The sequence below is a fragment of the Acidovorax sp. Leaf160 genome (genome assembly GCF_001424265.1).
Classification (GTDB): Bacteria; Pseudomonadota; Gammaproteobacteria; order Burkholderiales; family Burkholderiaceae_C; genus Paracidovorax.
The window spans coordinates 18386-38591 of record NZ_LMOV01000014.1 but is presented as its reverse complement, the minus strand read 5'-3'; the positions used below and the strand labels follow the sequence as shown (position 1 = coordinate 38591).

Below are 20206 nucleotides of genomic sequence, written 5' to 3'. Positions count from 1 at the left end.
CTCTCGTGAGGCTGCGGGGGATCAGAACGTGCGGACCTTCGGAGGCACACTGTCCACCGTCAAAGGCTTGAGGTTGACCGGCTTGTAGGTGAGGCTGTTGTCAGCGCTATGCCACAACGTGTGCTTCATCCATTCCTTGTCGTTGCGGCCCAGCGGGAAGTCGGGGTGGTCGGCCGGGTGCTCGTAGTCGTACACCGTGTGGGCGCCGCGGCATTCCTTGCGCGCTGCGGCCGACGTCATCGTGGCCTGGGCCACTTCGATGAGGTTGTCCACTTCCAGCGCTTCCATGCGGGCCGTGTTCCACACCTTGGACTTGTCCTTCAGCGTGATGCTGCTCACGCGTTCGCGGATGGCGTTGATCTTGCCCACGCCTTCGTCCATGCTGTCCTGCGTGCGGAACACGCCGGCATGCAGTTGCATCGACGACCGGATGTCGTTGGCGACGTCCTGCGCGTAGGTGCCTGCCTTGGAGTCCTGCAGCTGGTTCAGGCGGGCCAGGGTGCGGTCGGCGCCGTCCACCGGCAGCGGCTTGTGCTCGCCGCTCTTCTTGACCAAGTCGACGATGTGGCGGCCGGCCGACTTGCCGAACACCAGCAGGTCGAGCAGCGAGTTCGTGCCCAGGCGGTTGGCGCCGTGCACCGACACGCAGGAGCATTCGCCCACGGCGTAGAGCCCGTTGACCACCTGGTTGTGCACGTCGCCGTTCTGGATGACGACCTGGCCGTTGATGTTCGTCGGGATGCCGCCCATCTGGTAGTGGATGGTGGGCACGACCGGGATCGGCTCCTTGGTGATGTCGACGTTGGCGAAGTTGACGCCGATCTCGTACACCGAGGGCAGGCGCTTGTGGATGGTGTCCGCGCCCAGGTGGTCGAGCTTGAGCAGCACGTAGTCCTTGTTGGGACCGCAGCCGCGACCTTCCTTGATTTCCTGGTCCATGGAGCGCGAGACGAAGTCGCGTGGCGCCAGGTCCTTCAGCGTGGGCGCGTAGCGCTCCATGAAGCGTTCGCCGTTGCTGTTGAGCAGGATGGCGCCTTCGCCGCGGCAGCCTTCGGTCAGCAGCACGCCCGCGCCGGCCACGCCGGTGGGGTGGAACTGCCAGAACTCCATGTCCTGCAGCGGAATGCCGGCACGTGCCGCCATGCCCAGGCCGTCACCGGTGTTGATGAAGGCGTTGGTGGAGGCAGCGAAGATGCGGCCCGCGCCGCCGGTCGCCAGCAGCACGGCCTTGGCCTGCAGGGCGTACAGCTCGCCGGTTTCCAGCTCCAGCGCCATCACGCCGACCACGTCGCCCGAAGCGTCGCGGATCAGGTCGAGCGCCATCCACTCGACGAAGAAGTTCGTCTTGGCCTTCACGTTCTGCTGGTACAGCGTGTGCAGCATGGCGTGGCCGGTGCGGTCGGCTGCGGCGCAGGCGCGCTGCACGGGCTTTTCGCCATAGTTGGCGGTGTGGCCGCCGAAGGGGCGCTGGTAGATGGTGCCGTCCGGATTGCGGTCGAACGGCATGCCGAAGTGTTCCAGCTCATACACCACCTTGGGCGCTTCGCGGCACATGAACTCGATGGCGTCCTGGTCGCCCAGCCAGTCGGAGCCCTTGATGGTGTCGTAGAAGTGGTAGTGCCAGTTGTCTTCGCTCATGTTGCCGAGCGAAGCCGACACGCCGCCCTGCGCCGCCACGGTGTGCGAGCGGGTGGGAAAGACCTTGGAGAGCGAGGCCACGTTCAGGCCCGCGCGGGAGAGTTCCAGCGCAGCACGCATGCCGGAGCCGCCCGCGCCGACGATGACGACGTCGAACTTGCGGGTGGTGATGTTCGCTTTGGTGTAGCTCATTGTTTTTGCTCTTTCAGTCGCGGGGGAATCGGGTCAGAGGCGCCAGAGGATCTGAATACCCCAGCCGGCGCAGCCTACGAGCCAGAAGATCGTGACCGCTTGCAGCGCCAGGCGCAGGCCGACGGGCTTGACGTAGTCCATCCAGACGTCGCGCATGCCGACCCAGGCGTGCCACGCCAGACCCAGCACGACGGAGAACGTCAGCACCTTCATCCATTGCGCGGAGAAGATCGAAGCCCATCGGTCGTAGCCGATCGGGCCTTTGGTCAGCACCAGCTGGGCGAGAACGACCAGCGTGAAGACCGCCATCAGCACGGCGGTGACGCGCTGGCTGAGCCAGTCGCGCAGGCCGTAGTGGGCACCGACGACGGTGCGCTTGGAACCATAGTTCACGGACATGGGATTTACCTCTTGGTGGGTGATGTATGCAGGGCGGGCGGCCGGTCAGTACAGGCCGAAGAGCTTGGCGGCCAGCACCAGGGTCAAGGCGATGCTGATCACCAGCGTGGCCTTGGCCGACTTGTCGCCGAATTCCTTGCTCACGGCAGCGTGGCTGACATCCATCCACAGGTGGCGCATGCCGGCCGTGAAGTGGTGCAGGTAGGCCCAGATCAGCGCCAGCACCACGAGCTTGATGAACCAGCCGGGCACGAAGCCCACGCCGGCCGTGAAGGCCGAGGTGAAGCGGCCGAAGGAGATTTCGGAGGACACCGACGTGTCGAACATCCACAGCACGAACGGCAGCAGCACCAGCATGATCACGCCGCTGACGCGGTGCAGGATCGACACCCAGCCTGCGGGAGGCAGGCGGTAGGTAGGCAAGTCCGTCAGGGCGTTGATGTTCCGGAATTCAGGCCGTTTCTTGGCGACTTCAGTCATGTCGAGGGGCTTTCGTGGATGTAACTGCGTTGTAATTGCGCGGGCAAACAACCCAAAATTCTATTGCAATGCAACAACCGTGGGGTCGGGCCGCACGTATTTTCGGCGCGCTCGGGCTTTGGTGACAGGAGGACGCGAAGAGACCACAACGGTCAACTCAGCTCGTTGCGGTAGTGATGGGTATCGGTGCGGTAGAGACCGCGGCGCAGTTCCATCGGTACGTCGTTGTAGGTGAAGGCAAGGCGCTCCACGCTCAGCAGCGGAGTCTGCTCGCTCACGCCCAGCGCCTGCGCCTGGGCTGCGTCTGGCAGCACCGCGCGGATCTTTTCTTCCGCGCGCACCATGCGCACGCCGAAGTCGATCTCGAACATGGCGTAGGTCGGCCCCTGGTATTGGGCAAGGCGCTCGCCGGTCAGGCCCTTGAAGGTCTGGCCGGGCAGCCAGATGTCTTCCAGGATGGTGGGCTCGCCGCTGAAGGCCAGGATGCGCCGCGCGAGGATGACCGGATCGCCGGAGCGCAGCATCAGCGCGCGCGCGATCTCGGCGCTGGCCCGCTGGCGCCGGCACTCCAGCACGCTGCGCTGGGCGGGGCCTTCGTCATTCGCATCGCCCACGTCCGGCTGCAGCTTGAGGAAGCGGTACTGCACATGGCGCTCCGCATGCGTGGCGACGAAGGTGCCCTTGCCCTGGCGGCGCGTCACCAGGTTCTCGGCCGCCAGCTCATCGATGGCCTTGCGCACCGTGCCCTGGCTCACGCGGAACCGGGCGGCCAGGTCCATTTCGCTGGGAATCGCCTCGCCCGGCTTCCATTCGCCATGCTGCAGGCTCTGCAGGATCAGGCCCTTGATCTGCTGGTAGAGCGGGCTGAATGCGGGCGTCGACGCCGCCGAGCCGCCGGGAAGGGGGGCTGCGCTGTCGGTATCGGCGAGGGGGGTGGAGGACATCGTTGGTGGGGCCTGCCCGGGCCGGGGCTGCGATACGCCAGGGCCATTCAGGGCAAGCAGCGATCATATCTTATATAAGACATAAGACAAATTGGCGCCGCGCCCGATTCGGCAGTACACTCCGAGGCTGTTCTGCAGGGCACGGGCTGCTGGTGACTGGCGCTGGTGCAACTTGCACCGACACCTGTTTCTTCATTATTTTTGGAGTTTTCACATGAGCAAGAAGCCCGTCCGTGTCGCCGTTACCGGCGCAGCCGGCCAAATCGGTTACGCCCTGTTGTTCCGCATCGCCTCCGGCGAAATGCTCGGCAAGGACCAGCCGGTCATCCTGCAGCTGCTGGAAATCCCCGACGAGAAGGCCCAGAACGCGCTCAAGGGCGTGATCATGGAGCTGGAAGACTGCGCTTTCCCGCTGCTGGCCGGCATCGAAGCCCATTCCGACCCCCTGCAAGCCTTCAAGGACACCGACTACGCACTGCTGGTCGGTGCCCGTCCGCGCGGCCCCGGCATGGAGCGTGCCGACCTGCTGGCCGCCAACGCCCAGATCTTCACCGCACAAGGCAAGGCGCTGAACGCCGTCGCGTCGCGCAACGTGAAGGTGCTGGTCGTCGGCAACCCCGCCAACACCAACGCCTACATCGCCATGAAGTCGGCTCCGGACCTGCCGGCCAAGAACTTCACCGCCATGCTGCGCCTGGACCACAACCGCGCCGCATCGCAACTGGCCGCCAAGACCGGCACCAAGGTGGGCGACATCCGCAAGCTGACGGTGTGGGGCAACCACTCGCCCACGATGTATGCCGACTACCGCTTCGCGACCACCAACGGCCAGTCGATCAAGGACATGATCAACGACCAGGTCTGGAACGCCGACACCTTCCTGCCGACGGTGGGCAAGCGGGGCGCGGCCATCATCGCCGCACGCGGTCTGTCGTCGGCCGCTTCGGCTGCCAACGCCGCCATCGACCACATCCGTGACTGGGCGCTGGGCTCTAACGGCGAGTGGGTCACGATGGGCGTGCCATCGAACGGCGAATACGGCATTCCTGCCGGCATCGTCTTCGGCTTCCCGGTCACCACCGAGAACGGCGAATACAAGATCGTCGAAGGCCTGGAGATCGACGCCTTCTCGCAAGAAGCCATCAACAAGACGCTGGCCGAGCTGCAAGGCGAGCAAGACGGCGTCAAGCACCTGCTGTAAACCACAAGCGTCATGCTCGACTGGAACCCCGCGCTCTACCGCCGCTTCGAGGACGAGCGCACGCGCCCGGCCCAGGAGCTGCTGGCGCGCGTGCCGCATCCGGCCCCCACCCGCGTGGTGGACCTCGGTTGCGGTCCGGGCAATTCCACCGAGCTGCTGGTGCAGCGGTTTCCGGATGCCCAGGTCACCGGCCTGGACAACTCCGAAGCCATGCTGGCCACTGCCAGGCAGCGGCTGCCTGGCGTCGAATTCATCGCAGGCGACATCGCCCGCTGGGAGCCCGCAACGGGCGCGGCTCCCGACCTCATCTTCGCCAATGCCGCCCTGCAGTGGGTGGCAGGGCACGAACAACTGATTCCCCGGCTGCTGCGCAGCCTAGCGCCTGGCGGCGTGCTGGCGATCCAGATGCCCGACAACCGGCAGGAGCCCACCCATCGGCTGATGCGCGAAGTCGCGGCGGCCGGCCCCTGGTCCGCCTCCATCGGCGACCCGGATGCGGTGCGCACCGACCTGCTCGCGGTCGGCGGCTACTACGACCTGCTGGCCCCCCACGCCGCCCTGGTGGACGTGTGGCACACGGTCTATCAGCATGTCATGCCGTCGGCGTCCACCATCGTCGAATGGGTGCGCGCCACCGGCTTGAAACCGTTCACCGACCCCCTGGACGACGCGCAGCGCGCCGGCTTCCTGGCCGAGTACGAACGCCGGGTGGACGCTGCCTATGCCGTGCGCACCGACGGCCGCCGGCTGCTGGCGTTTCCCCGCCTCTTCCTCATTGCGCAGCGGGCGGCATGAGCGGCACCTCCCCATTCGTCCACCCGGCCGAGGCGCTGCTGGGTGCCCAGGCCGGCGCCATGCAGCTGCCCGTTTGCGACCATTACAGCGGGGTGGAGGCGCGCATGCGCAAGAGCCTCGCGCTGCAGGCCGAACTCACCGCCGAGTACGGCCGCTGCGTGTTCGACGTGACGCTCGACTGCGAAGACGGAGCGCCGGTCGGGCAGGAGCGTGAGCATGCGGCGCTGGTGGCCGCGCTCGCCCGCGACGCCGCGCCTGCCGCCCGCGTGGCGGCCCGCGTGCACACGGTCGATCACCCCGCCTTTGCGCAAGACATGGCGGTCATCGCGGGCGAGGCGGGGCACCGCCTCTGCCACATCATGATTCCGAAGGTGGAATCCGTCGAAGACGTGCTGCAGGCCGAGCGAGCGCTGCTGGCGGCGGGCGCCGGCCACCTGCCGCTGCACGTGCTGATCGAGTCGCCGGCTGCCGTGCACCGCGCGTTCGACATCGCCGCGCACCCTCGGGTGCAGAGCCTGAGCTTCGGGCTGATGGATTTCGTGTCCGCCCACGGGGGCGCGATTCCGGCGGCCGGCATGAGCGCTGCCGGCCAGTTCGAGCATCCGCTGGTGGTGCGCGCCAAGCTGGAGATCGCGTCGGCCTGCCATGCGCATGGCAAGGTGCCGTCCCATTGCGTCGTGACGGAGTTCAACGATGCGGCGGCCCTGCAGGCGTCGGCCGGCCGCGCCGCACGGGAATTCGGCTTCACCCGCATGTGGAGCATCCATCCGGCCCAGATCCTGCCCATCCTGGCGGCCTTTGCCCCCGCGCACGATGAAATCGTGCTGGCTGCCCGGATCCTTTCTGCCGCCGTTCACGCCGACTGGGCTCCGGTCAGCGTGGAGGGCGTCTTGCACGATCGCGCCAGCTACCGCTATTTCTGGCAGGTATTGACGCGTGCTCACCAGACCGGCCGAGCGCTGCCCGAGACGGCGCAGGCATGGTTCACATCGGCCGATGTTCCGGCCGCCTGATCCTTCCCCGCAGGTTGTTTCATACACCGCTTTTTTCCCCGAGTAGGAATCTCCCCATGAAGTCCCTGATCGCATCCGCGCTGATGGTGCTGGCTCCCGCGCTGGCCCTGGCGCAGACGGCTGACGCCGCCAAGGCCGCAGCCGCCAAGACCACGGCCAAGCCGGCCGCCAAGTCGGCGCAGCCAGCGGCCAAGAAAACCACCCCGGCCAAGTCCACGGCCAAGTCCGCAGCCGCCGAGAAGACCACGGTCGCCAAGGCGAAGCCCAAGGCCAACAGCAGCCGCACCCAGCTCAAGAGCGCGACGGCACAGGTGGCGTCCGGCCTGGTGGCTGCCGAGGAGGCCCTGTCGCCTGCCGAGCTGGCGATTGCGGAGAAGGTGCACACCGGCCGCATCGCCTGCGAGCTGGGCGCCTCGGTGAACATCGAGCGCGACCCGGCGTCGCCCGGCCGCTTCAACCTGGAAGGCAAGGGCTTCAAGTACCGCATGACGCCTGTGGCGACCAGCACCGGCGCCGTGCGCCTGGAAGACCAGCACGGTGGCGCCGTGTGGCTGCAGATCGCCAACAAGTCGATGCTGATGAACCAGAAGGCCGGCCAACGCCTTGCGGACGAGTGCATGAGCCCCGAGCAACTGCTCGTGGCGGAAGGTCTGAAGACCAACCCTCAGCCGAGCGTTCTCGACCCGCTGCCCGCTGCGGCCGCCAACAAGTAAGCAGCAGCCGGCCCGGCGCCATGCGTGCCGGCCGCAGGACACGTTCGCGGCCCGCGAAGTGCCTACCGAGCGTGCGGCGCCTCACGGCACGGCCGCCCTCGGGCCGCGCGTGTCGTTCGTGTCCTGCGTGCCGTGCGTTGCCTGCCGGTTGGCACGCGGCCCAGCCGCCCCATCTTAGAAACGTAGTACCCACTGGAGAAGAAAATGTTGAAAGCCTATCGCGACCATGTAGCCGAACGCGCTGCACTGGGCATTCCGCCGCTGCCGCTCGACGCCAAGCAGGTGGCCGAGCTCATCGAGCTGATCAAGAACCCGCCCGCCGGCGAAGAGGCTTTCCTGATCGAACTGCTGACCCACCGCGTGCCGCCCGGCGTGGACAACGCAGCCAAGGTCAAGGCCAGCTTCCTGGCCGCCGTGGCGCATGGCGATCTGAAGGTCGGTCTCCTCTCCAAGTCCAAGGCCACCGAACTGCTCGGCACCATGGTGGGCGGCTACAACGTGCACCCGCTGATCGAGTTGCTGGACGACGCCGAAGTGGCGGGCGTGGCCGCCGAGGCGCTGAAGAAGACGCTCTTGATGTTCGACTTCTTCAACGACGTGGCCGAGAAGGCCAAGGCCGGCAATGCCAAGGCCCAGGAAGTCATGCAGTCGTGGGCCGACGCAGAGTGGTTCACCAGCCGCCCGGAAGTCGAGAAGAAGATCACCGTCACCGTCTTCAAGGTGCCCGGCGAAACCAACACCGACGACCTCTCCCCCGCGCCCGACGCCTGGAGCCGTCCGGACATCCCGCTGCACTACCTGGCCATGCTGAAGAACACGCGCCCTGACGCGGCCTTCAAGCCCGAGGAAGACGGCAAGCGCGGCCCGATGCAGTTCATCGAGGACCTGAAGAAGAAGGGCCACCTGGTGGCCTACGTGGGCGACGTGGTGGGCACGGGCTCCTCGCGCAAGTCGGCCACCAACAGCGTGATCTGGGCGACCGGCGCCGACATTCCGTTCGTGCCGAACAAGCGCTTCGGCGGCGTCACGCTCGGCGGCAAGATCGCCCCGATCTTCTTCAACACCCAGGAAGATTCCGGCTCCCTGCCGATCGAGGTGGATGTCTCCAAGCTGGAGATGGGCGACGTGATCGACGTCATGCCCTACGACGGCAAGCTGGTGAAGAACGGCGAGACCGTGGCCGAGTTCCAGCTCAAGAGCGACGTGCTGTTCGACGAAGTGCGCGCCGGCGGCCGCATCAACCTGATCATCGGCCGTTCGCTCACGTCCAAGGCGCGCGAGTTCCTCGGCCTGCCCGCATCCACCGTCTTCCGTCTGCCGCAGGCGCCCGCCGAATCCAAGGCCGGCTTCACGCTGGCGCAGAAGATGGTCGGCCGTGCCGTCGGCCTGCCGGAAGGCCAGGGCGTGCGGCCCGGCACCTACTGCGAGCCGAAGATGACCACCGTGGGCAGCCAGGACACGACCGGCCCCATGACCCGCGACGAGCTGAAGGACCTGGCCTGCCTGGGTTTCTCCGCCGACATGGTGATGCAGTCGTTCTGCCACACGGCCGCCTACCCGAAGCCCGTGGACGTGAAGACGCACCGCGAACTGCCGGCCTTCATCAGCAACCGCGGCGGCGTGGCACTGCGCCCGGGCGACGGCGTGATCCACAGCTGGCTGAACCGCCTGCTGCTGCCCGACACCGTCGGCACCGGCGGCGATTCGCACACGCGCTTCCCGATCGGCATCTCGTTCCCGGCCGGCTCCGGCCTGGTGGCTTTCGGTGCGGCGACGGGTGTGATGCCCCTCGACATGCCCGAATCCATCCTGGTGCGCTTCAAGGGCGAAATGCAGCCCGGCGTCACGCTGCGTGACCTGGTGCATGCCATTCCCCTCTACGCCATCAAGCAGGGCCTGCTGACCGTGGCCAAGGCCGGCAAGGTCAATGCGTTCTCGGGCCGCATCCTCGAGATCGAGGGCCTGCCGAACCTGAAGGTCGAACAGGCCTTCGAGCTGTCCGACGCGTCCGCCGAGCGTTCCGCTGCCGGTTGCACGATCAAGCTGAACCCCGAGCCGATCAAGGAATACCTCACCAGCAACGTCGTGCTGATGAAGAAGATGATCGCCGACGGCTACGCCGACGCCCGCACGCTGGCACGCCGCATCGAGAAGGTCGAGGCCTGGCTGGCCAACCCCGAGCTGCTGGAAGCCGACAAGGACGCCGAATACGCTGCCGTGATCGAGATCGACCTGGCCGACATCCAGGAGCCCATCGTCTGCTGCCCGAACGATCCGGACGACGCCAAGTTCCTCTCGGAAGTGGCCGGCACCCCGATCGACGAAGCCTTCATCGGCTCGTGCATGACCAACATCGGCCACTTCCGGGCCGCTGCCAAGCTGCTGGGTGGCCAGCGCGACATTCCGGTCAAGCTGTGGGTGGCACCGCCCACCAAGATGGACGAGAGCGAGCTGATCAAGGAAGGCCACTACGCGGCGTTCGGCACGGCCGGTGCCCGCACCGAAATGCCGGGCTGCTCGCTGTGCATGGGCAACCAGGCGCAGGTGCGTGAAGGCGCGACGGTCATTTCCACCTCGACCCGCAACTTCCCGAACCGCCTGGGCAAGAACACCAACGTGTTCCTGGGCTCGGCCGAGCTGGCCGCCATCGCCTCGCGCATCGGCAAGCTGCCCACCAAGGAGGAATACCTCAAGGAAATGGGTGTGATCGATGCGGACAAGGCGAGCGTCTACCGCTACATGAACTTCGACCAGATCGAGGAATACGCGGAAGCCGCCAAGTCGGTCGCCGCCTGACGCGGCAGGGGGCCGGCGCGCCTCGGCGCTCGCGGTCCCGCGCCCGGTGTGGCCCTTCGCGGGCCGCGCGCCGCCAAGCCCTGGAGAGTGATCTCCAGGGCTTTTTTCATGGAGTGGCTCGCTTGCTGGCGAAAGGGCAGGCAGCGATGGAACGTTGAGGGGGCCGCCTGCATCTCACCCGGCAGAACCACAACAACACGGACGCACGATGTTCAAGTCCTTCTTTCTGGCCCGCCGCTGGTGGGCCTGGTCGATCGCCGGCTCGGCCTTCATCCTGCTGGCGACCTGGTACCGCGTCGAGCTGGACGTGCAGATCAACGACTGGTTCGGAGCGTTCTACGACCTGATCCAGAAGTCGCTGGGGCAGCCGGGCAGCATCACCGCTGGGCAGTACTGGAGCGAGCTGTCGACCTTCATCCGCATCGCCATGGTGTATGTAACCACCGCGGTGGTGGTGGACTTCTTCTGCAAGCACTACATCTTTCGCTGGCGGCAGGCCATGAACGAGCACTACATGGCTGCGTGGCCGCGACTGCGCCACGTCGAGGGCGCGGCGCAGCGCGTGCAGGAAGACACCATGCGCTTCGCCAGCACCATGGAAAGCCTGGGTCTGACCTTCATGCGCAGCCTGATGACGCTCGCCGCCTTCGTCCCGGTGCTCTGGATGCTGTCGGACAAGGTCACCGCCTTGCCCGTGCTCGGCGCGGTGCCGCACTCGCTGGTGTGGGTGGCGCTGCTGTGGTCGCTGGGCGGAACGCTGTTGCTGGCGGTGGTCGGTGTGCGCTTGCCGGGGCTGGAATTCCACAACCAACGGGTGGAGGCGGCCTATCGCAAGGAGCTGGTGCTGGGCGAGGACGACCCGGCGCGCGCCCAACCGTCCACGGCGGCAGCGCTGTTCGCCGACGTACGGCGCAACTATTTCCGGCTGTTCTTCAACTATCTCTACTTCGACGTCGTGAAGTGGTCGTACCTGCAGGTGAGCGTGCTGGTGCCCCTGGTGGCGCTCGGCCCCACGCTGATCGCCGGCGGCATCACGCTCGGGGTGATGCAGCAGATCTCGCGTGCCTTCGACCGGGTGATGGAGTCGTTCCAGTTCCTGGTGCAGAACTGGAGCACGGTGGTCGAGCAGATCTCGATCTACAAGCGGCTGCGCGCCTTCGAGCAGCAGATGCCGGCGGAGCCGGTATCGCTGGCGGCAGCGGGCAGGACCGACCCCGGCCTTTGAGCGAAACCCATGCCTCTACTGTTTATTGCTATTAAAATAATAGCATTACGCCCATGTATATCAAGCGCGGAGGCCGGATTTCATCCAAAAATGATCAGCTGACCTGCCGCTTTTCCAGCTTGCGCGTGAGGGTGCGCCGGTGCATGCCCAGGCGCCGTGCAGCTTCCGAAATGTTGAAATCGGTCTCGGCCAGCACCTCGTGGATGCGTTCCCACTCCAGCGTCTTGATGGAGCTGGAGCGGTTGGTGAGCTCCACGTCGGCATTGCCTTCCGACAAGCCGAAGGCGGCCTCGATGTCATCGGTGTTGGAGGGCTTGGCGAGGTAGTGGCAGGCGCCCAGCTTCACGGCCTCGACGGCGGTGGCGATGCTGGCGAAGCCCGTCAGCACGACGATGAGCATGTCTTCGTCGTGGGCATGCAGCTTCTGCACGCAGGCCAGGCCCGAGGCCTCGCCCTTGAGCTTCAGGTCCACGACGGCGTAGCCCGGCGTGTGCTCGGCCAGCACGCTGTCGAGCGCGGTGAGGCTGTCGGCCTGCAGCACGCGGTAGCCCCGCCGCTCGAAAGAGCGCGCCAGGGTGCGCGCGAAGGCGTCGTCGTCCTCGACGATGAGCAGCAGCCGGTCAGTGGGTTCCATGGTGATGCGAGGCTCCAGGTTCCGGCAGCGCGATGGCCGCCAAAGGCAGTTGGATGACGACTTCGGCCCCGCCTTCCGGCCGGTTGCGGGCCACCAGGCTGCCGCCCAGCGTGCGCGCGACGGTCATCGCCAGGAACAGCCCCAGGCCGCCGCCCGCGCGCCCCTTGGTCGACTGATAGGGCTTGCCCAGCCGCGACAGGATGGCGGGATCGAACCCCGGCCCGGCATCGGTGACGGTGATGCGCAGGGTGTCGGCGATGCGGTCGACCACCAGCTCCACCCGCCCGGGCGAGGCGTCGCGGGCATTGTCCAGCACATTGAAAACCATTTGCTCCAGCGTGGTGTCGGCCACCATGGCTGCGTCCGCGCCGAAGCGGTTGGCATAGCGGAATTCCGCCACCGAGCGCGTGGCCTGCCAGTCGTGGGCCAGGCGGTCGGCGAACTGGCAGACGGTGGTCTCCGCAGACTCCTCGCCCCGGGTTTCGCCTGCCGACAGCAGGATGCCGCTGACGATGCTCTTGCAGCGTTTCACCTGCGCCTGCATCTCGGCGACTTCGCCCTTCAGGCCAGGGTGGCCAGACAGCAGCGGGTCGTGCTTCCAGTCGCCCAGGATCACCGCCATGGTGGAGAGCGGCGTACCCAGCTCGTGCGCCGCGCCGGAGGCGAGCAGCCCCATGCGCACGATGTGTTCCTCTTCCGCCGCCCGCTGCCGTGCCGACGCGAGGCGGGCATCGCGCTGGCGCAGATTGCGGCCGATGCGTGTGATGAAGATCACCACCAGGATCGCATTGAGCAGAAAGCACACCAGCAGGCCCTGGGTGTAGAGGCTCGGCGCGCCCTGGTGCAGGTCGGGCGTGGCGGGCAGGGGCAGGTGGTGGCGCGATAGGGCGGTGAAGCACAGCGCCGTGATCAGCACGATCGACCAGATGTACCCCCCGCGCAGCAGCACCGCGCCGAGCGCGATCTGCAGGAGGTACAGGAAGACGAAGGGGTTGCCGGTGCCGCCGCTCAGGTAGAGCTGCACCGTGAGCACCGCCACGTCGATGAGCAGCGCCAGGAACAGCTCGACATGCTGTACCCGGTGCCCGGTGCGCCAGCGCAGGTGGCTGACCCCGTTGAAGAGTGCCAGACAGCCCACCACCATCAGCATCTCGCCCACCGGCACGGCCAGGGCCAGCGTGTAGTGGGCGACTTCGATGGTGAACACCTGGCCGATCACTGCGAGCCAGCGCAGCTGGATCAGCTGCTGCAGGTTCTTCAGGCCTGCTGCCGTGTTGGCGGCCTGCGCCTTGCGCACCGCAGGGATGGGCGCGGGCGGTGCGGAAGCGTTCGCGGAGGGTAGGGTGTCAGGGGGCGGTGTCATGGAAGGTGGAAGCGGCAGCGGAGCCGGCGTTTCGACGCCGCTCGTATCGTGCCACGTACACCCCGGCGATGACCGTCATCAGTGCCAGCCCGAACCAGGTGAGGGCATACACCAGATGGCTGTTGGCAAACCGGATCACCGTCATTCCGGCCCGGGGCCAGGAGCTGGCGTTGCCTGCCGCCGCGACGGGCGAGCCGGGCAGCCCGGCATCGATGAAGAACGGCGCGGCGTTCGGCAGCCCCTGCGCCGCCGCGATGGCCGCGACGTCGCGCGAATGCCAGCGCTGGGCGGCCGGATCGTTGCGCCTGAGGAAGCCGCCGCCCGGTTCGCTGAGGCGCAGCAGCCCCTGCACCGTGACCGGGTCCGGGTCCGGGGTGCCGCCAAGCCCGGCGCCGCCTTGCCACTGGGCACGCTGTTCGGCGGGAATGAACCCTCGGTTGACCAGCACCTGGGTGCCGTCGTCGCGCGCGAGGGGCGTAAGCACCCAGAAACCGGCGCCCAGGTCGGTCACCGCCTGGGTCAGCACGGTCTTGTCCGCCAGCCAGCGGCCGGTGGCGGCGACGGGAAGATATTCGTAGCCGGCGGCATCCACGCGCGGCCATTCGGCCACGGGGGGCAGGGCGACGGGTGCCGAGTGCACCCGGCGGTCCACGCGCTCGATCAGCTCGAGCTTCCAGGCGCGCCGTTGCACCTGCCAGCTACCCAGGGCGATGAACCCCAAAAACAAAGCGATGCCCACCAGGATGAGCACCGCTTGGATCAGGGTGGAGCGCCGGCCGCGAGGGCCGGCGCCCGTGAGCGCCTCGCTGGTCAAGGCGTCACGGCCGATGGCGCGGCTGGCGCCGGCGGCATGCCGGGCATGGTGTGGTCCGGCATCATGTTGGTGTTCATGTGGAACATGACCCACAGCGTGCCGGCGATGGCGATGGCGACGAACACCACGGTGAAGATCGTGGACAGCATGGTCCAGCCGCCTTCGACCTTGCCGTTCATGTGCAGGAAGTACACCATGTGCACGAGGATCTGCACCACGGCGAAGCCGCCCAGCACCAGCACCGCCATGTTGCGGTCGGCGATGACCTTGGCCATCACCAGCCAGAACGGAATGGCCGTCAGGATGATCGACAGCACGAAGCCGGTCATGTAGCCCGAGAAGGTGCTGTGCGGCTCGTTGGCGGCGTGGTGCGGGGTGTCGCCCGCATGGTCGTGGCCGCCGTGGGCGCCGTGGGCGCCGTGGGCTGCGTGCGCGGAATGGGCGCCGGCCGGGGCGTGGGTTGTGTGTTGTGCGCTCATTTACAGCACTCCCATCAGGTACACGAAGGTGAAGACGCCGATCCAGACGACGTCCAAGAAGTGCCAGAACATCGACAGGCACATCAGGCGGCGGTTGTTCTCCGGAATCAGCCCGTGCTTGCCGATCTGGATCATCAGCACGGTGAGCCAGATCAGGCCGAAGGTCACGTGCAGGCCGTGGGTGCCCACCAGCGTGAAGAAGGCCGACAGGAACGCGCTGCGCTGCGGGCCGGCGCCCTGGTGGATCAGGTGATGGAACTCATAGATTTCCAGCGCCAGGAAGCACAGGCCGAAAAAGCCCGTCACGGCCAGCCACAGCAGCGTGCCCTTCACGTCGTTCAGCTGCTTGCGCAGCATGGCGAAGCCGAAGGTGATGGACGACGCCAGCAGGAATGCCGTGTTGATGGCGACCAGCTTCAGGTCGAACAGCTCGGCGCCTGTGGGGCCGGCCGCGTAGCTGCGGCCCAGCACGCCGTAGGTGGCGAACAGGGCGGCGAAGATGAGGCAGTCGCTCATCAGGTAGAGCCAGAAGCCCAGCGCCGTGCCGTTCTCTGGATGGGGCTCGTGCGCCGGGTGGTATTCGCGCGGAGCCAGGGTGCCGGCGGCGGCGCCGGCGGTAAGACGGATATCAGACATGGCGTGCGAGTTGGAGTGTGCGGGCTTCTTCGGTCGTGACGACTTCGTCGGCAGGAATGTAGAAATCGCGCTTGTAGTTGAACGTATGGATGATCGCGACCAGCACCACGCCTGCGAACGACAGGCCGGCCAGCAGCCACATGTGCCAGATCAGGGCGAAGCCGAGCACCAGCGACAGGGCGGAGATGACCGCGCCCGAACCGGTGTTGGCCGGCATGTGGATGGGCTGGAAGCCCGTCAGCGGACGGACGTAGCCATGGCGCTTCATGTCCCACCAGGCGTCGATTTCATGCACGACAGGCGTGAACGCGAAGTTGTACTGGGGTGGTGGCGACGAGGTGGCCCATTCCAGCGTGCGGGCGTCCCACGGGTCGCCGGTGAAGTCGCGCAGCTCTTCGCGCTTGAGGTAGCTGACCAGCAACTGGATCAGGAAGCAGGCGATGCCGGCAGCGATCATGGCGGCGCCGATGGCGGCCACGATGAAGTAGGGCTGCAGCGACGGATCTTCGAAGTGGTTGGCGCGACGGGTCACGCCCATCAGGCCCAGCACGTACAGCGGACCGAAGGCGACCCAGAAGCCGATCACCCACAGCCAGAAGGAGCGCACGCCCCAGGTGCGGTCCAGCTTGTAGCCGAACGCCTTGGGGAACCAGTAGTTGATGCCGGCGAAGAGGCCGAACAGCACGCCGCCGATGATCACGTTGTGGAAGTGGGCGATCAGGAACAGGCTGTTGTGCAGCACGAAGTCGGCTGGAGGCACTGCCAGCAGCACGCCGGTCATGCCGCCGATGGCGAAGGTGATCATGAAGGCCACCGTCCACATCATGGGCAGCTCGAAGCGGATGCGGCCCTTGTACATGGTGAACAGCCAGTTGAAGATCTTCGCGCCCGTCGGGATCGAGATGATCATCGTCGTGATGCCGAAGAACGTGTTCACGCTGGCGCCGGAGCCCATGGTGAAGAAGTGGTGCAGCCACACCAGGTACGACAGGATGGTGATCACCACCGTGGCGTAGACCATGGAGGTGTAGCCGAACAGGCGCTTGCGGCAGAACGTGGCCACGACTTCGGAGAAGATGCCGAAGGCGGGCAGGATCAGGATGTACACCTCGGGGTGGCCCCAGATCCAGATCAGGTTCACGTAGAGCATCGGGTTGCCGCCGAAGTCGTTCGTGAAGAAGTTCGTGCCCACGTAGCGGTCCAGCGACATCAGCACCAGGGCGGCGGTCAGCACGGGGAACGAGGCGACGATCAGTGCGTTGGTGCAGAGCGAGGTCCAGGTGAAGATGGGCATCTTCATCAGGTTCATGCCGGGCGCGCGCATCTTGACGATGGTGACGATCAGGTTGATGCCCGACAGCGTCGTCCCCACCCCGGCGATCTGCAGCGCCCAGATGTAGTAGTCCAGCCCCACCCCCGGGTTCTGCGCCCCCAGGTTCGACAGAGCCAGCCAGCCCGAGGTGGAGAACTCACCCAGGAACAGCGACACCATCACCAGCACGGCGCCGGCCGTGGTCATCCAGAAGCTGAAGTTGTTCAGGAAGGGGAACGACACGTCGCGCGCACCGATCTGCAGCGGCACGAGGTAGTTCATCAGGCCCGTCACCAGCGGCATGGCCACGAAGAAGATCATGATCACGCCGTGGGCGGTGAAGATCTGGTCGTAGTGGTGGGGCGGCAGGTAGCCCATGTTGTCGCCGAAGGCGATGGACTGCTGCAGGCGCATCATGAGCGCGTCGGCAAAGCCACGCAGCAGCATGACCAGGCCCAGGATCATGTACATGATCCCGATCCTCTTGTGGTCAATGCTGCAGATCCAGTCGTGCCAGAGCGGGCCCCACAGGCGGAACTTGGTGATGAGGGCGAACACGCCCAGGCCACCCAGCACCACGGCGATGAAGGTCCAGAGCACGATGGGCTCATGCGCCATCGGGACGGAATCCCAGCTGAGCCGACCTAGGGCCCAATGGGACACAGCGGCGGTTTGTTCAGACATATCGAGTCTCTTTGATGCGGGCCGGACCTGTTCGCACAGGCCCCGGCCCTTCGGATTTATTGTGGGGAGGCGAGGGAGCGGGGGTTGCGGGCGAGCGGCTGGCCCAGGGAGGCCACCACCTGCGCGGCGTTCTCCACGGTGCAGACGTCCTGCGGCAGGTTCAGGCCGGCCGCCTTCAGGTAGGCCTCGCCACCGTTGGCGTCGATCGCCATCATGTGGTGCATGCACATCTTGCCGTCTTCGACACAGCGGTTGAGCACCTTCTCGTAGAGGCCTTCCTCGACGCTGGCGAAGTACTCGACGGGGTTGCGCTCGCTGGGCTTGGCCAGTGCCTGGTAGGAGGTGCGGTTCAGGGGCTTGCCAGCGGCCTTGGCCTGGGCCACCCACTGATTGAAGTCGCCTTCGCTCACACCGCGGAACTTGAAAGTCATGCCCGAGAAGCCGGCGCCGCTGTAGTGCGACGCCAGGCCGTGGTAGACACCGGCCTTGTTGATGATGGCGTTCAATTCGGTCTGCATGCCCGGCATGGCATAGATCATGCCGGCCAGGTCAGGCACGTAGAACGAGTTCATCGTCGAGGTGGAGGTCAGCTTGAACAGGATCGGGCGATCCACCGGCGCGGCGATCTCGTTCACCGTGGCGATGCCTTGCTCGGGGTAGAAGAAGAGCCACTTCCAGTCCATCGCCACCACCTGCACTTCCAGCGGCTTGACGTTGGCGGCCAGCGGCCGGCTGGCATCCACCCGGTCCAGCGGACGGTAGGGGTCGAGCTTGTGGGTGCCGATCCAGGTGACGGCGCCCAGAGCGATGATGATGAGCAGCGGCACCGTCCAGATCACCAGCTCCAGCGTGGTGGAGTGGTGCCATTCCGGGTCGTACTCGGCGTCGGCGTTGGTGTGGCGGTACTTCCAGGCGAACAAGCACACCAGGAAGATCACCGGCACGATGATGATCAGCATGAGCAGCGTCGCGGTGACGACCAGCTGGCCTTGCTGCGCGGCGACGTCCCCTGCCGGGTTGAGCACGACGGCCTTCTGACAGCCCGCCAGCAGCGTGGTCATCAGGGCCGCGGCAAGCCACGCGGGCCTGCGGATTTCCTTGAATTGATACATCTTGAAGACGCGCTGGACGCGCGCTTAGGTAGAAACGTGGTTACTGGATGCCTCGGAATGTAATACGCACAGCAGTTTTGTCGATTGGACATTTTGTCCACGGTCAAGCTGCCGTCAGGAACGGGCCGAGCCCCTGTCCCCGATGAGGCCTCCACGACGGAGCGGCGGGCCGACCGGATGATGCGTAGGGTAACTCCCACCCGCTTGTGAGGAAAAGTCGCCTTGTGAGACGGGGTCGATGCGCGTAGAACCTACTCATCAAAGCGACAGGAGGTTTTACATGAGTGGACTCGCAGCCACTGCTGGCGTGCCAGCAGGAGAATTCAATGATTCGGGATCACTCTCACGTGCCGATACCCATGAGGACGTCACCCCCAGCGAGATCGCCGTCGGCGTGATCATCGGGCGCTCGTCCGAATATTTCGACTTCTTCGTCTTCGGGCTGGCCTGTGTGCTGGTGTTCCCGTCGTTCGTCTTTCCGTACCTGTCACGGCTGGACGGCACGCTGATGGCGTTTGCCGTCTTCTCCCTGGCCTTCATCGCCCGGCCGGTCGGTACCGCCATTTCCATGGCCATCCAGCGCCGCTGGGGGCGGGGCACCAAGCTGACGGTGTCTCTGTTCCTGTTGGGCGCAAGCACGGCCGGCATGGCCTTCCTGCCCAGCTACAACTCCATCGGCAGCGCCGCCATCGTGGCGCTGGTCGTTCTGCGCATCAGCCAGGGCCTGGCGCTGGGCGGCACCTGGGACGGCCTGCCGTCGCTGCTGGCCATGTCCGCGCCCAAGGAGCGCCGCGGCTGGTACGCGATGGTCGGGCAACTGGGTGCTCCCATCGGCTTCGTGCTGGCGGCCAGCATCTTCGCGTATCTCTACAGCAGCCTGAGCGTGGCCGAGTTCCTGGAGTGGGGCTGGCGCTTTCCGTTCTTCGTGGCTTTTGCCATCAACGTGGTGGCACTGTTCGCCCGGCTGCGCCTGGTGGTCGGTCAGTCCTACGCCGACCTGATGCAGCAGCGTGAACTGGAGCCCGTGAGCGTGACCCGCCTGATGCGTGACGAGGGCCGCAACGTGGTGCTGGGCGCCTTTGCCGCGCTGGCCAGCTTCGCGCTGTTCCACGTCGTGACGGTGTTCCCGCTGTCGTGGATCTCGATGTATTCGGAGCAGTCCATCTCCCATGTGCTGGGCGTTCAGATCTTCGGCGCCTTCTGCGCTGCCGGCGCGGTGATGCTGTCGGGCTGGCTGGCGGACCGGTACGGCCGCCGCAACACGCTCGGCGTGATGGCCGCGCTGATCGGCGTTTTCAGCGTGCTGACGCCCATGATGCTGCAGGGCGGCACGACCGGGAACAACATCTTCATCATCGTCGGCTTCATCCTGCTGGGGCTGTCCTATGGCCAGGCCTCCGGCACGGTCACGGCGAACTTCTCGCCGGGCTACCGCTACACCGGCGCGGCCCTGTCGGCCGACATGGCCTGGCTGTTCGGCGCCGCGTTTGCACCGCTGGTGGCCCTGGGCCTGTCCGCCAAGTTCGGCTTGGCCGCCGTCAGCGTCTACCTGCTGTCGGGCGCGATCTGCACCCTGCTGGCCCTGCGCATCAACCGGTTGATAGAGCGCCGCGAGTGACGCTGCAAAGCGCCGGGGATCGGCAGGGTCCGATCCCGGGCGCACCGCAAGCAGATCGCTATTATTTCCATAGCTGCCTGCGCTGGATTCGTCAGGGTTTCAAAGCCGATGTGCTTTGAAATCCCGGAGTTTCTAGGGCAGGCAGCTCTGTTTTTGGT

18 protein-coding genes are annotated in these 20206 nt (G+C 66.2%); 7 read left to right on the top strand and 11 right to left on the bottom strand.

Going from position 1 to position 20206, the window contains the following annotated elements:
- Positions 1-21 precede the first annotated feature (21 nt).
- The 4 genes from sdhA to ASF94_RS09925 all read right to left on the bottom strand — a co-directional run bounded on the left by sdhA (position 22) and on the right by ASF94_RS09925 (position 3653).
- Positions 22-1830, bottom strand: a complete 1809-nt coding sequence (sdhA, locus tag ASF94_RS09940) for a succinate dehydrogenase flavoprotein subunit (RefSeq protein WP_056665298.1) — start codon at positions 1828-1830, stop codon at positions 22-24.
- Positions 1831-1863: 33 nt separating this feature from the next.
- Complete coding sequence (sdhD, locus tag ASF94_RS09935; protein WP_056665224.1) at positions 1864-2229, bottom strand: succinate dehydrogenase, hydrophobic membrane anchor protein; 366 nt, start codon at positions 2227-2229, stop codon at positions 1864-1866.
- A gap of 45 nt (positions 2230-2274) precedes the next feature.
- Positions 2275-2709 carry a succinate dehydrogenase, cytochrome b556 subunit gene (gene sdhC / locus ASF94_RS09930; protein ID WP_056665221.1) on the bottom strand — a complete coding sequence of 145 codons (435 nt, stop codon included), beginning with the start codon at positions 2707-2709 and terminating at the stop codon, positions 2275-2277.
- 152 nt (positions 2710-2861) lie between these two features.
- Entirely contained in the window at positions 2862-3653 is a 792-nt protein-coding gene (locus ASF94_RS09925; RefSeq protein ID WP_056665218.1) for a GntR family transcriptional regulator, read from the bottom strand.
- A gap of 214 nt (positions 3654-3867) precedes the next feature.
- On the opposite strand from ASF94_RS09925, the gene ASF94_RS09920 reads away from it, so the two are divergent.
- From ASF94_RS09920 to sbmA, 6 genes are all read left to right on the top strand, one after another.
- On the top strand, positions 3868-4854 hold the full coding sequence (locus ASF94_RS09920) for a malate dehydrogenase (RefSeq protein ID WP_056665215.1): 987 nt from the start codon (positions 3868-3870) through the stop codon (positions 4852-4854).
- A gap of 12 nt (positions 4855-4866) precedes the next feature.
- Entirely contained in the window at positions 4867-5649 is a 783-nt protein-coding gene (tam, locus tag ASF94_RS09915) for a trans-aconitate 2-methyltransferase (RefSeq protein ID WP_056665200.1), read from the top strand.
- Positions 5646-6662: a CoA ester lyase gene (locus tag ASF94_RS09910; RefSeq protein ID WP_056665197.1), complete on the top strand. Its 1017-nt coding sequence runs from the start codon at positions 5646-5648 to the stop codon at positions 6660-6662. Before tam ends, ASF94_RS09910 begins: the two co-directional genes overlap by 4 nt.
- A 56-nt stretch (positions 6663-6718) precedes the next feature.
- Positions 6719-7375, top strand: a complete 657-nt coding sequence (locus ASF94_RS09905; protein WP_056665193.1) for a hypothetical protein — start codon at positions 6719-6721, stop codon at positions 7373-7375.
- Positions 7376-7579: 204 nt separating this feature from the next.
- Positions 7580-10171 (top strand): bifunctional aconitate hydratase 2/2-methylisocitrate dehydratase, encoded by a 2592-nt coding sequence (gene acnB, locus ASF94_RS09900; RefSeq protein WP_056665190.1) that lies wholly within the window; start codon positions 7580-7582, stop codon positions 10169-10171.
- A gap of 208 nt (positions 10172-10379) precedes the next feature.
- Positions 10380-11396, top strand: coding sequence for a peptide antibiotic transporter SbmA (sbmA, locus tag ASF94_RS09895; RefSeq protein WP_056665187.1), 1017 nt, complete (start codon positions 10380-10382; stop codon positions 11394-11396).
- Positions 11397-11490: 94 nt separating this feature from the next.
- On the opposite strand, the gene ASF94_RS09890 is transcribed toward sbmA, so the two are convergent.
- From ASF94_RS09890 to cyoA, 7 genes are read right to left on the bottom strand one after another with little or no spacing between them, the layout of a single operon-like run.
- The gene (locus ASF94_RS09890; protein WP_056665184.1) at positions 11491-12030 is read right to left on the bottom strand and encodes a response regulator transcription factor; all 540 of its coding nucleotides are present in this window, start codon (positions 12028-12030) and stop codon (positions 11491-11493) included.
- Positions 12017-13393 (bottom strand): ATP-binding protein, encoded by a 1377-nt coding sequence (locus ASF94_RS09885; RefSeq protein ID WP_056665181.1) that lies wholly within the window; start codon positions 13391-13393, stop codon positions 12017-12019. Before ASF94_RS09885 ends, ASF94_RS09890 begins: the two co-directional genes overlap by 14 nt.
- Positions 13377-14207, bottom strand: a complete 831-nt coding sequence (locus tag ASF94_RS09880; protein ID WP_369818659.1) for an SURF1 family protein — start codon at positions 14205-14207, stop codon at positions 13377-13379. Before ASF94_RS09880 ends, ASF94_RS09885 begins: the two co-directional genes overlap by 17 nt.
- Positions 14204-14686 (bottom strand): cytochrome o ubiquinol oxidase subunit IV, encoded by a 483-nt coding sequence (gene cyoD / locus ASF94_RS09875; protein ID WP_056665178.1) that lies wholly within the window; start codon positions 14684-14686, stop codon positions 14204-14206. Before cyoD ends, ASF94_RS09880 begins: the two co-directional genes overlap by 4 nt.
- Entirely contained in the window at positions 14687-15322 is a 636-nt protein-coding gene (gene cyoC, locus ASF94_RS09870; protein WP_056665174.1) for a cytochrome o ubiquinol oxidase subunit III, read from the bottom strand.
- A complete protein-coding gene (cyoB, locus tag ASF94_RS09865) occupies positions 15315-17318 on the bottom strand; it encodes a cytochrome o ubiquinol oxidase subunit I (RefSeq protein ID WP_056665171.1) in 2004 nt (667 codons plus the stop codon). The genes cyoC and cyoB overlap by 8 nt, the downstream gene beginning before the upstream one ends.
- A 56-nt stretch (positions 17319-17374) precedes the next feature.
- A complete protein-coding gene (gene cyoA, locus ASF94_RS09860) occupies positions 17375-18430 on the bottom strand; it encodes a ubiquinol oxidase subunit II (protein WP_056665169.1) in 1056 nt (351 codons plus the stop codon).
- 280 nt (positions 18431-18710) lie between these two features.
- Between cyoA and ASF94_RS09855 the strand changes: the two genes are divergently transcribed.
- Positions 18711-20048: an MFS transporter gene (locus tag ASF94_RS09855; protein ID WP_056665166.1), complete on the top strand. Its 1338-nt coding sequence runs from the start codon at positions 18711-18713 to the stop codon at positions 20046-20048.
- The last annotated feature ends 158 nt before the right edge of the window (positions 20049-20206 follow it).